The organism is Paeniroseomonas aquatica, from assembly GCF_030409335.1.
GTDB lineage: Bacteria > Pseudomonadota > Alphaproteobacteria > Acetobacterales > Acetobacteraceae > Belnapia > Belnapia aquatica.
Genome location: NZ_JAUFPN010000031.1, coordinates 1 through 770 on the forward strand (window position 1 = coordinate 1; position 770 = coordinate 770).

Below are 770 nucleotides of genomic sequence, written 5' to 3' on the forward strand. Positions count from 1 at the left end.
GCGGCATAGGCGCGGCGGGTATGCGCCGACTGTGGGCGCTCGGTGGTGGCGTGGTGGGTGGTGATGGCGCTGGGTCCCCTGCCCCGGCCGGTCCTGCCGGCGGCCGCGCGAGCCTGCCACGGCGGGCGCAACTGCGGCAATTAAGAAGACGCTATAGTGAAGGCACGATAATATACTTCTCGTCACTCAAATGCCTGTAACCCGTTGATATCTGGAACTCTTTCCGGCCTGGACGGTGCTTAGCTGTATTCAGCCCCCATTCCGTCCGCTAAACGCTATTTGCGGACATGACAACGCGGCGCTAGGCTCAAGCCAAGCCCGATCCCACCGCCAAGCCCCCTGCCCTGCCCCCGGAGCCCACCACCGGCCCGGGCACCGTCACCCTCTCGACCAGCTTGCTCGGCGACCTCCAGGTGCCCGGCAGCCCCGAGCAGGCCGCGACGCTGCAGGCGCTGGCCGCCCGCGCTGCGGTCTATGCGACGCGGGCCCGCGGCAACGGCACCCGCCGCACCTACCGCTCCGCCTGGCGGGCCTACGAGGCCTGGTGCAACAGCCTCGGCCGGCCGCCGCTCGCCGGCGACCCCGAGACCATCGCCATGTATGCGGTGCATGCCGCCGACCGTGGCCTTAGCCTCTCCGGCCTGCGGGTGGCGCTCGCCGCCATCCAGGCCGCCCACCGCCTGGCCGGCACCGCCCTCGACCTCTGCCACCCGCGCCTAATTATGCTGCTTGAGGGCATCGCCCGCACCAAGGGCAGCCGCCCAGCCAAG

The 770-nt window shown here is 70.4% G+C and carries 1 protein-coding gene; it reads left to right on the forward strand.

Going from position 1 to position 770, the window contains the following annotated elements; all coding sequences use genetic code 11:
- Nucleotides 1-413: 413 nt before the first annotated feature.
- Nucleotides 414-770 (forward strand): hypothetical protein (locus QWZ14_RS03285; protein ID WP_290315138.1); only part of this gene is annotated, 357 nt, incomplete at its 3' end.